Here is a 10,681-nt window from a genome sequence, read left to right on the forward strand (position 1 = left end):
CCCCGCCCCGGCCCCGGCCCCCGCCCCGGCCGCGGTTCCCGCCCCGTCGGTGGAGCCGCAGCGGCGGCCCGGCGCCTGGCAGCGGTTCCTGCTGTGGTGGCGCGGCTACTGATCCCAGCTCCCGTACGACTCCCAGGCCTCCAGCTTCCGCGTGCTCGCGAAGCGGTGCTCGCGCCCGGTCACCGGATCCTTGAACTCCAGGGTGCGCGCGAGGAGTTGCAGGGGCCTGCGGAAGTCGTCGGGCGGTGTCGGATCGGCGATCCGCGGGTAGAGCGGGTCGCCGAGGATCGGCAGGCCGAGGCTGTTCATGTGGACGCGCAGCTGATGCGTACGGCCGGTGTGCGGGGTCAGGCGGTACCGGCCCCAGCGGCCCTTGCGGTCGGCGAGCCGGACACGGGTCTCGGCGTTGGGCTCGCCGCCCGGCACCTCCAGGGCGGTGAGCACGCCCCGCTCCTTCTCGATGCGGCTGCGCAGGGTGACCGGCAGCTCCACGTCCGGGTCGTACGCGGCGACCGCCTCGTACTCCTTGCCGACGAGGCGGTCGCGGAACAGGGTCTGGTACGTGCCCCGCTCCTCGGGCCGTACGACGAACAGCACGAGCCCGGCCGTCAGCCGGTCGAGCCGGTGCGCCGGGCCGAGCCCCTCGATGCCCGTGTCCCGGCGCAGCCGGGCCAGGGCGGTCTCGGTGATGTGGCTGCCGCGGGGTGTCGTGGCGAGGAAGTGCGGTTTGTCGGCGACGAGGATGTGCTCGTCGCGGTACACGACGTCGAGGGTGAACGGCACGGTGGCCTCGGGGGCGAGCTCCCGGTGGAACCAGACGTGGCCGCCCGGCGCGTAGGGCGTGTCCGCCGCGATCGCCGTCCCGTCCGCCCCGACGATCCGTCCTTCGGCGATCATCGCGTCGACCGTCGCGTCGCCGACGGGGAGCCGCTGCACGAGGTGGTCCCGGACGGTGGCCCAGTCCCCGTCGACGGGCATCCGCAGCCGCACGGGATCCACGCCGCGCAGCTGGGCGAGCGGCGAGGGCGGGGTCCGGGGCCTGCGGTTTCTCATGGGGGGCAAGCGTACGGGGGCGCTAGCGGCGGCGTTCCCGACCAGCAACGCGGGGGCGGTCGGCATGCCGGTGCGGGGGCTGACCCGGGCCAGGGCGCGGGAGCGGGGGAGGACTCCGTCGCGTGCCATCGAGAAGAGCATGCGGCAGGCCGCCGTCTGGATGGCGAGCGTGGCGACCGCGATGGCGATCACCACGTCGGCCAGCAGGACGCGGCCGACGCCGTCGCCGAGACTGCTCGTCAGGACGTAACTGAGGCCCCCGGACGCCAGGTTACCGTCCGTCAGGCTCGGCGCCGCGAGGATGCCGCCGAGGACGAGGAGGCCGCCGAGCAGGCCCGCGGCGCCGAGCGCGGTGAGGATCGTGCGGGGCGAGGTGTGGCGCGGGTGGCGGGTCTCCTCGCTCATCTCGCCCGCGCTGTCGAAGCCGATGAGGACGTACGCGGCCGTGAGCGACCCCATCAGCGGGGTGGCCAGGAGGCCTGAGGGAGCCGCTGATCCGGTGGAGAAGGTGATGCCCGGGGAACGTTCGGAGTAGGTCAGCAGGAGCGCCACGATGAGGACCGCGCCGACGATCTCCGCCGTCACGCCGACCCGGTTGATCAGCGACATCACGCGGTTGTCGACGACGTTGACCAGGGTCGTGAGGGCCAGCAGGACACACCGAGCACCGCGGCGTTGGCCGCGCCCGAGGGGGAGGTGGGCGCCGGGTCGCCGCCGAGGAACTGGAAGCCGCCCACGGGCCACCACCCACACCGGCGAGGAGACGCAGCGCAACGGGCGCCCCTGAAAGGGGCGCGGGGAACGGCGCGAGCACCCCCACCGAACCGCAAGCCGCCCAAGGGGGACACCACCCACACCGGCGAAGAGATGCAGCGCAACGGGCGCCCCTGAAAGGGGCGCGGGGAACGGCGCGAGCAACCCCAACAAACCGCAAGCCGCCCACGGGGGGGCACCACCCACCACGGCGAACAAGCGGAGCAAAATGGCGGGGCGCCCGACACAGCGCCCCGCCACCCGACACGGCTAAACCGTCGGAGACTCTTGCTCGGCCTCCACCTGCGCGTTCCACTCCCGCTTCGACGACTGCCAGCCGTCCTCGTTGTGGCCGAGGCGCCAGTACCCCGAGATCGAGAGGTCCTCGCGCGGGATCTGACGGTCGATGCGCAGATGACGGCGCAGCTCCTTCACGAAGCCCGCCTCGCCGTGCACGAACGCCTGCAACCTGCCCTCGGGGAAGGTCAGTCCGGTGACGGCGGCGATCAGGTCCTGGCCCACGGGCCGGCCGGACCGGTGCAGCCAGGTGACCTCGACGGGGGAGTCGATCTTCTGCTCCTCCTCGGGGCCCTCGACCTCCAGGAAGACGTGCGCCCGCGCCCCCTCCGGCAGCGCCTCCACGGCCGCGGCCACGGCGGGCAGCGCGCTCTCGTCGCCGGCGATCAGATGCCAGTCGGCCGAGGCGTCGGGGCCGTACGCGCCGCCCGGGCCCATGAAGTGGATCGTCTCGCCCGGCGCGACGTGCGCCGCCCAGGGACCGGCCAGACCTTTGTCGCCGTGGATGACGAAGTCGAGGGTCAGCTCCCGCGCGGCCGGGTCCCAGGCGCGCACCGTGTACGTGCGGGTCACGGGCCACTGCTCGCGCGGCAGCTCCTCCCGGATCCGCTCCACGTCGAACGGTTCGGCATAGCTCACACCCGCCGGGGCGAAGAGCAACTTCACGTAGTGGTCGGTGTGTTCGAGGTCCGGGAAGTCCGCGAGGCCGTCACCGCCGAGCACCACCCGCTGCATGTGCGGGGTCAGGCGCTCGGTGCGTACGACCTGCGCGGCGCGGGCCTTGCGGGGCTTGCGTGCGGGACGCTCGGCCATGTGCGGTCTCCCTCGATCCATTGCTCTGTAACTTAGGTATGCCTAAGTTAACATCTCAGTCGGCGAGGGTGGTCAGGAGCCGGTGCAAAGATCCGCCCAAGCCCCAGCGGGCGCCCAACTCCTCGACCGCCGCCGGGTCGTGCGGCGTGCGCGGCAGTGCCGTCTCGACGTCCGGCAGCGGGACGTCCCCCGCGACCAGCACCACCTTCGGCGCGACCGCCAGGTACGGGCGCGACTCGTCCAGGCGCCTGCGCTGGGTCGGCGTCAGCTTCGACTTCGGGTCGTCGACGGCGGCCATGATCCCGGCCAGGTCCCCGTACTGCGCGAGCAGCTTCGCGGCCGTCTTCTCGCCGATGCCGGGCACCCCCGGCAGGCCGTCGCTCGGGTCGCCGCGCAGCAGCGCCATGTCCGCGTAACCGGAGCCGTCCACCCCGTACTTCTCGCGCAGCAGGTCCTCGTCGGTGATCTGCAGCGTGCCGACGCCCTTGAGGGGGTACAGCACGCGGCGCTCCCGCTTGTCGTCGACGAGCTGGAAGAGGTCGCGGTCGCCGGTGACGATGTCGACAGGGCCGCTCGCCCGGCCGGTGAACGTGCCGATCACGTCGTCCGCCTCGTACCCCTCGACGCCCACGCGCGCGATGCCCACCGCGTCGAGCACGGCCTCGATGACCGGCACCTGCGGGGAGAGCGTGTCCGGGATCTCCTCCTCGTCCGGCGTCCCGGCCGCCGTCTCCTCGGCGACGCGGTGCGCCTTGTACGACGGGATGAGGTCGACCCGCCACTGCGGGCGCCAGTCCGCGTCCATGCAGGCCACGAGGTCGGTGGGGTGGTGGTCGTGGACGAGCCGCGTGATGAACTCGAGCAGCCCGCGCACCGCGTTGACCGGGGTGCCGTCCGGGGCCCGCACGGAGTCCGGCACTCCGAAGTAGGCCCGGAAGTACAGGGACGCGGTGTCGAGCAGCATCAGGCGCCGGGGTGCCGGATTGTCCGTGTTATCTGGGTTATCTGGGGTCACGCCTCGCATCATGCCGCACCCCACTGACAGTTACCGGCTGTGCGGATTGCGTCGATAATCGTGAACGCGATGTGAACTGGGCCACTCTTCTGTTTGATTGGCATAAGGCGGGGCAGGCGCCGACCCGGAGCGGACCCGGTCTCACATTCAACTATTGAACGGTGGCGAACGGTTCTGCGGGCAGACCCCGCACCGCTCTACGGCCCGCCGGCGGGGGAGGCGGGCCGTCTTGGTTCGACCCGAGAGGTGTATGTGTCCAGGCTTGAAGCCGAAGACCTGTACAAGGTGTTCGGCAGACGACCCACTGAGGCGGTGGAGGAACTCCGCCGCGGAGCCGACCGTGAGGAGCTGCGCGCCGACGGCACGACGGCGGCCGTGATCGACGCTTCCTTCACTGTCGAGCCCGGCCAGATCTTCGTCGTCATGGGTCTGTCGGGATCCGGCAAGTCCACTCTTCTGCGCATGCTGAACGGACTTCTGGAGCCCACTGCGGGACACGTCCGTTTCGACGGCACGGACCTGACGCAGCTGTCGCCCCGCGAGCTGCGCGAGGTGCGCTCCAAGAAGATCAGCATGGTCTTCCAGCACTTCGCGCTGTTCCCGCACCGCTCCGTCCTGGAGAACGCGGCGTACGGCCTCGAGGTGCAGGGCGTGGCGCGCGTGGAGCGTGAGGCGCGCGCGTCCGAGGCGCTGCGGCTTGCCGGTCTGGAGGGCTGGGAGAAGTCCTTCCCCGACGAGCTGTCCGGCGGTATGCAGCAGCGTGTGGGTCTGGCCCGCGCGCTCGCCACCGACGCCGACATGCTCCTCATGGACGAGTCCTTCAGCGCGCTCGACCCGCTGATCCGGCGCGACATGCAGGACCAGCTGCTCGACCTGCAGAAGACCCTGAAGAAGACCATCGTCTTCATCACCCACGACCTGAACGAGGCCATGCGCCTGGGCGACAACATCGCCGTCATGCGCGACGGCCGCATCGTCCAGATCGGCACCGCCGAGGACATCCTCGTCACCCCGGCCAACGACTACGTCGCGTCCTTCACCCAGGACGTCGACCGATCCCGCGTGCTGACCGCGGGCGCGATCATGGCCGCCCCCGAGAAGGGGTACGCCGCGGCCGACGCCCCGGCGAAGGTCACCGAGGACACCCCGATCATCGAGCTGTTCACGCCCTGCGCGACCAGCGAGATACCCGTCGCCGTCACCGACGGCGACGGCACGGTCATCGGCGTCGTCCCGCGCGAGCGACTGCTCGCCGTGCTGGGTGAGCCGATGAAGTCCGTGGAGAGCGACGGCGAGGCACCGGGCCTCGTCAAGAAGGGACCGAAGGACGCCGTCCCGACGCCGCGTGGCGAGGGCGACGGACCGGTCGAGAAGGTGAACGCCGGTGCCTAGGATTCCCTTCGGTGACTGGGTCAACAACGTGGTCGACTGGATGCTCGACCACATGGGGTGGCTCTTCGACTTCCTCAAGACCTGCTTCGACGGCATCTACGACGCCATCGTCCACGTGCTGCAGGCTCCCGAGCCGCTGCTGCTCGCGGGCATCTTCGCCGTCATCGCCTTCTGGCTGCGCGGCACGGTAGCGGGCGTCCTGACGTTCCTCGGGTTCTGGTTCATCGAGAACCTCGAACTGTGGGACCACGCGATGCAGACGCTGTCGCTGGTCCTCGTCTCGACGCTCATCGCGCTCGTCATCGGCGTCCCGCTCGGCATCTGGGCCGCCCGCTCCGACCGGGTCAGCGGGCTGTTCAAGCCGGTGCTCGACCTGATGCAGACGCTGCCCGCGATGGTCTACCTGATCCCGGCCATCCTGTTCTTCGGCTCCGGCGCCCCCGCCGGCATCGTCGCGACCCTGATCTTCGCGGTGCCCCCGGGCGTCCGCATGACCGAGCTGGGCATCCGGCAGGTCGACAAGGAACTGGTCGAGGCCGCCGACGCGTTCGGTACGACGCCGGGCAACACCCTGCTGCGGGTGCAGCTGCCGCTCGCCCTGCCGACGATCATGGCCGGTGTCAACCAGGTCATCATGCTCGGCCTGTCCATGGCGGCCATCGCCGGCATGGTCGGCACCGAGGGCCTCGGTGCCGACGTCAACCAGGCCATCGGCCAGCTGAACGTCGGCCTCGGCGCCGAGTCCGGCATCGCGATCGTCATCCTGGCGATCTACCTGGACCGGATGACCAGCTCGCTCGGTCAGCAGGTCTCGCCGCTCGGCCGTCGCGCGCTGCACAAGCTGCGCGCCGCGCAGGGCCTGAAGATCTGGTCGTACCGCCCCCGTCCGGCCGTCGCCGTGATCGGCGTCGTGATCCTCGCGCTCGTCGCGGGCGGCATGGGCATCTTCGGCGGTTCCTCGACGTCGACCGCCTCGGACGACGGCACGAACGTCGGCAAGGGCAAGAAGGTCACCATCGGCTACATCCCGTGGGACGAGGGCGTCGCCTCCACGTTCCTGTGGAAGGAGATCCTCGAACAGCGCGGATTCCAGGTCGAGACCAAGCAGTTCGACGCGGGCCCGCTCTACACGTCGCTCGCCCAGGGCAGCGTCGACTTCGAGACCGACTCCTGGCTGCCGACCACGCACGCGCAGTACTGGAAGAAGTACGGCAAGGACCTCGACGACCTCGGCGCCTGGTACGGCGAGACGTCGCTGGAGCTGACCGTCCCCGCCTACATGAAGGGCATCGACTCGCTCGCTGACCTCAAGGGCAAGGGCAAGCAGTTCGACGGCAAGATCACCGGCATCGAGTCCAGCGCCGGCGAGACCTCGCTGCTCAAGTCCAAGGTGCTCAAGGCGTACGGCCTCGACAAGGAGTACAAGGTCGTCGACAGCTCCACGCCGGCGATGCTGGCCGAGCTGAAGCGCGCGTACGCGAAGAAGCAGCCGATCGTCGTGCCGCTGTGGTCGCCGCACTGGGCCTACAACGACTACAAGCTGAAGAAGCTCAAGGACCCGAAGGGCGTCTGGGGCAAGGGCGACGGCGTGCACACGCTGTCCCGCAAGGGCTTCGGCAACGACAACCCCGAGGTCGCCAAGTGGCTCAAGGACTTCAAGATGAGCGAGACACAGCTCACGAGTCTTGAGGCCGAGATCAACAAGGCGGCCAAGGGTAAGCAGCAGGACGCCGTCAAGAACTGGCTGAAGCAGAACCCGGGCGTCGTCGACAAGCTGGCGCCGGTGCAGAAGAAGCAGGGCACCGGGGGCGACTCCAAGGACCCCGTGAACGTCGCCTGGTTCGCCTGGGACGAGGACGTCGCGGTCACGTACCTGTGGAAGAACGTCCTGGAGAAGCGCGGCTACAAGCTGAACCTCAAGCAGATGGACGTCGGCCCGGTCTACACCGGCCTCGGCAGCGGTGACCTCGACGTCAACTTCGACGCCTGGCTGCCGTACGCGCAGAGCAACTACTGGAACGCGAACAAGGCGAACCTCAAGGACCTGGGCAGCTGGTACAGCCCGACCTCACTGGAGATCGCCGTTCCGTCCTACGTGAAGGGCGTCAAGTCCCTCGCGGACCTCAAGGGCAAGGGCAAGACCTTCGACGGGAAGATCATCGGCATCGAGCCGGGCACCGGCGAGATGAACCTCCTGAAGAAGGAGGTCCTGCCCGGCTACGGCCTGGACAAGGAGTACAAGGTCGTCGACGGCTCCACGCCGGCGATGCTGGCCGAGCTGAAGCGCGCCTACGCGAAGAAGGAGCCGGTCGCGGTCGTGCTCTGGTCCCCGCACTGGGCGTACAGCCAGTACAAGCTGACCAAGCTGGCCGACCCGAAGAAGACCTTCGGCGAGGGCAACACGATCCGGACGATCTCCAACAAGGAGTTCCCGAGCAAGTACCCGCAGCTCACGAAGTGGTTCAAGGACTTCAAGATGAGCGAGGACGAGCTGGGCACCCTGGAGGCCGAGATCAAGAAGGGCGGTCAGGGCCACGAGGAGGACGCGGTCGCCTCCTGGCTCAAGACGCACCCGGAGGTCGAGAAGCGGATGACCGCTTCCTGACCGACGCGCCCTGAACCGAGGGGTGGGTTCCCTCGCAGCCACGGCTGTGAGGGAACCCACCCCTCGTTCCGTTCCGTCCGCGGGTCCCGCGTTCGTACGCTCGGGAGCACCGTGACCGCCGCCGGGCCCCGTGCCTTCGCCGCCACCGTGCTCGCCGCCGCCCTGCTCCTGATACAGCTGCCCGCCGCCAGCGCGTCCCCGGCCTCGCCGGCCACTGCCCGTTTTGTGTCGATTGCGGCAGATGTCGCGCAGGCCGACGGGCACCGCTTCGGGACCGCGGACGACACCGGCCGCACCATGGACGCCGCGCAGATCGTGCAGGGTGACGACGGTACGTATCTGGCCGTGTACCACACGATGCTGGACGACGGCCGCTTCCATGCCGCCGTCGCCACCTCCACCGACCTGCTGCACTGGCAGCGCCGCCACGACCTCGGCGCCGGCTCCAGCCAGCCGACGCTCGCCGCCGACGGCCGGGGCGGCTACGTCCTCGCCTACGAGAAGGACCCGGACAACCACATCGCCGTCCGCGGCTACGCCGACGTGCGGGCGCTGCTCGCCGGGCGGGCCGCCCACTCCTTCGACGCGCCCCGCACCCTCTCGTCCTGCGCCGAGGGCACCCCGGCGATCACGTCCGTGCACGGCGGCACGATCCGGCTGACCGGGCACTACCGCGCCGACTGCGACACCGACCGCCAGCTCACGGCCACGCTCCGCGACTTCACCACCTGGCACGCGGCGCCGGACACCCGCCTCGACCGGGCCGTGGAGACGTACGGAAACACCGGGAACATAGGCGACCGCGCCCCGCTGGAACTGGCCGGGCGGCCGCTGGTGCTCATCGAGGGGCAGCGATGGCGCGACGACTTCGGGGGCTGGTCCACGTACGCCTACGATCCCGCGTCCGGCCGAGCCGACCGGGTCCCGTTGCGCACCCCCGGCGGCTCGACGTCCTTCGCCAATCCGTCCGCGACCCTGCTCACGGACCCTGGCGGCCGACGGGCGCTCCTGGTAAGCCTGTTCATCCCCGCGGAGGGTGCGGCGCCGGGGGAGTCGGGGCAGCTCGTGTACTGGCGGCACGTGGAGCGCACGGCCCGATCGTGACGCACGGCTTCCTGCGCTCGCATGAAACCGTCTGACGAACATGCGTAGGGTGCTTTCAAACGAACAGGGCAGTCGACACGGTCTCGGTGGGAGGGAGCGGACGTCATGGGCGATCACAAGGAGACACTGCGCGTGGGCGCGGCAGTCCGCCGTCGGCGCCGCGCCCTCGAACTGACGCTGTCCGCCGTCGCCGAGCGCAGCGGCCTGTCCGTCCCCTTCCTCAGCCAGGTGGAGAACGAGCGGGCCCGGCCCAGCCAGCGCTCCCTGGAGAAGGTCGCCGACGCCCTCGGCACCACCGCGATCGAGCTGCTGGCGGCCGCGGACCCGGCGCGCACCGTGGACCTGGTGCGGGCCGACGACACGACGGTCGAGGACGACGGTGACTTCGTCGTACGCTCCCTGGTCCGCGGGCACCACCAGATGCACGCCCAGGAGTTCGTGGGCGACCACGACCCGGGCCGCGAGTTCCAGCTGCGCAACGACGTGCTGATGCACGTCACCGAGGGCGCCGTCGAGGTGGAGGCGGAGGGCCGCGCCTACCGGCTCGTGCGCGGCGACACCCTGTATCTGACCGGTGGCGTACGGCACCGGTGGCGGGCGACCGTGCCGGAGGCGCGGGTGCTCGTGGTGGCGGTCGCGGAGCACATCGACGCGGTCGACGAACCCGGACCGAAGTAGCCGGGCCGGGCCGCCGTGCGGGTCGTCTCCCTGGTTCCGTCGCTGACGGAGGCCGTCGCCGTGACGCTGCCCGGCGTGCTGGTCGGCGCCACGGACTGGTGCAGCCACCCGGCCGGCCTGGACGTGGTCCGCATCGGCGGCACCAAGAACCCCGACGTCCCGGCGATCGTGGCGCTCGGCCCCGACCTGGTCGTCGCCAACGAGGAGGAGAACCGGGCCCCGGACCTGGCCGCCCTGCGCGCGGCGGGCATCGAGGTCCTGGTCACCGAGATCCGTGAACTGCCCCAGGCGCTACGGGAATTGGACCGGGTCCTCGACGCGTGCGGCGCCACCTCCCGGCCCCGGTGGCTGGACGAGGCCGAGGCCGCGTGGACCGGGAGACCCGCGCCCGGGCGCCGCCTGCGGGCCGTCGTGCCGATCTGGCGCCGCCCGTGGATGGTGCTCGGCCGCGACACCTTCGCCGGCGACCTGCTGGCCCGCCTCGGCGTCGACAACGTCCATGCGGGCCACGCCGAGCGGTATCCGCCGATCCCGCTCGACGAACTGGGCGCGGTGGAAAAGGACTTGGTGATCCTGCCGGACGAGCCGTACCGTTTCACGGCCGACGACGGACCCGAGGCGTTCGACGTCCCCGCGGCGCTGGTCAGCGGCCGCCATCTCACGTGGTACGGGCCGTCGTTGGGGCAGGCGCCGGGCGTGCTGGCCCGAGCGTGGGAGGAAGCGCTGCGATGAGCAGGAGGCGGTACGTCGCCAGGGGCGTCCCGGGCGGCTACCGGATCTGGGACAACAGCGGCCGCCGCTGGTGGGGCGACCACTACGAGCTCTGCCCCGATGACCTGCTGACCGAGCTCAACGGCGCGGCGGACCCGGGCCGGATCACCGCGCTGCTGAAGCGGTACCGCGCCCTCAAACGCTGACGCGGGCGCCCGCTCACGCGGTGGCCGTGCGCACCGGCGCAGGTGGCGCGAGGA

9 protein-coding genes and 1 pseudogene are annotated in these 10,681 nt (G+C 70.7%); 6 read left to right on the plus strand and 4 right to left on the minus strand.

All coding sequences use genetic code 11. The features are described from left to right. Positions 1-105: 105 nt before the first annotated feature. From G3I40_RS43320 to G3I40_RS43335, 4 genes and pseudogenes are all read right to left on the minus strand, one after another. On the minus strand, positions 106-1,053 hold the full coding sequence (locus G3I40_RS43320; RefSeq protein WP_164560292.1) for an RluA family pseudouridine synthase: 948 nt from the start codon (positions 1,051-1,053) through the stop codon (positions 106-108). 21 nt (positions 1,054-1,074) lie between these two features. Then, positions 1,075-1,784, minus strand: a pseudogene (locus tag G3I40_RS43325) (APC family permease); the annotation flags it as partial. 292 nt (positions 1,785-2,076) lie between these two features. Then, the gene (locus G3I40_RS43330) at positions 2,077-2,916 is read right to left on the minus strand and encodes a siderophore-interacting protein (RefSeq protein ID WP_164560285.1); all 840 of its coding nucleotides are present in this window, start codon (positions 2,914-2,916) and stop codon (positions 2,077-2,079) included. A gap of 55 nt (positions 2,917-2,971) precedes the next feature. Continuing rightward, positions 2,972-3,880 (minus strand): 5'-3' exonuclease, encoded by a 909-nt coding sequence (locus G3I40_RS43335; RefSeq protein WP_203645850.1) that lies wholly within the window; start codon positions 3,878-3,880, stop codon positions 2,972-2,974. Between the two features lie 303 nt (positions 3,881-4,183). Here G3I40_RS43335 and G3I40_RS43340 point away from each other — a divergent pair, with 303 nt between their 5' ends. From G3I40_RS43340 to G3I40_RS43365, 6 genes are all read left to right on the plus strand, one after another. Next, the gene (locus G3I40_RS43340; protein WP_164560286.1) at positions 4,184-5,323 is read left to right on the plus strand and encodes a glycine betaine/L-proline ABC transporter ATP-binding protein; all 1,140 of its coding nucleotides are present in this window, start codon (positions 4,184-4,186) and stop codon (positions 5,321-5,323) included. Further along, positions 5,316-7,928 carry an ABC transporter permease/substrate binding protein gene (locus tag G3I40_RS43345; protein WP_164560287.1) on the plus strand — a complete coding sequence of 871 codons (2,613 nt, stop codon included), beginning with the start codon at positions 5,316-5,318 and terminating at the stop codon, positions 7,926-7,928. The genes G3I40_RS43340 and G3I40_RS43345 overlap by 8 nt, the downstream gene beginning before the upstream one ends. A 111-nt stretch (positions 7,929-8,039) precedes the next feature. After that, positions 8,040-9,032, plus strand: coding sequence for a hypothetical protein (locus tag G3I40_RS43350; RefSeq protein WP_164560288.1), 993 nt, complete (start codon positions 8,040-8,042; stop codon positions 9,030-9,032). A 105-nt stretch (positions 9,033-9,137) separates the two neighbouring features. Then, a complete protein-coding gene (locus G3I40_RS43355) occupies positions 9,138-9,710 on the plus strand; it encodes an XRE family transcriptional regulator (RefSeq protein ID WP_164560289.1) in 573 nt (190 codons plus the stop codon). A 15-nt stretch (positions 9,711-9,725) separates the two neighbouring features. Beyond that, positions 9,726-10,442, plus strand: coding sequence for a helical backbone metal receptor (locus tag G3I40_RS43360; protein ID WP_164560290.1), 717 nt, complete (start codon positions 9,726-9,728; stop codon positions 10,440-10,442). Further along, complete coding sequence (locus G3I40_RS43365; RefSeq protein WP_164560291.1) at positions 10,439-10,627, plus strand: hypothetical protein; 189 nt, start codon at positions 10,439-10,441, stop codon at positions 10,625-10,627. The genes G3I40_RS43360 and G3I40_RS43365 overlap by 4 nt, the downstream gene beginning before the upstream one ends. Positions 10,628-10,681 lie beyond the last annotated feature (54 nt).

The organism is Streptomyces sp. SID14478 (assembly GCF_010548525.1).
Taxonomy (GTDB): Bacteria; Actinomycetota; Actinomycetes; order Streptomycetales; family Streptomycetaceae; genus Streptomyces.

Excerpts from the sequence above, each read along its gene's own strand:
- G3I40_RS43330 (WP_164560285.1), bottom strand. The coding sequence starts at position 2,916 with ATGGCCGAGCGTCCCGCACGCAAGCCCCGCAAGGCCCGCGCCGCGCAG.
- G3I40_RS43355 (WP_164560289.1), top strand. The coding sequence starts at position 9,138 with ATGGGCGATCACAAGGAGACACTGCGCGTGGGCGCGGCAGTCCGCCGT.
- G3I40_RS43335 (WP_203645850.1), bottom strand. The coding sequence starts at position 3,880 with ATGCTGCTCGACACCGCGTCCCTGTACTTCCGGGCCTACTTCGGAGTG.
- G3I40_RS43365 (WP_164560291.1), top strand. The coding sequence starts at position 10,439 with ATGAGCAGGAGGCGGTACGTCGCCAGGGGCGTCCCGGGCGGCTACCGG.
- G3I40_RS43320 (WP_164560292.1), bottom strand. The coding sequence starts at position 1,053 with ATGAGAAACCGCAGGCCCCGGACCCCGCCCTCGCCGCTCGCCCAGCTG.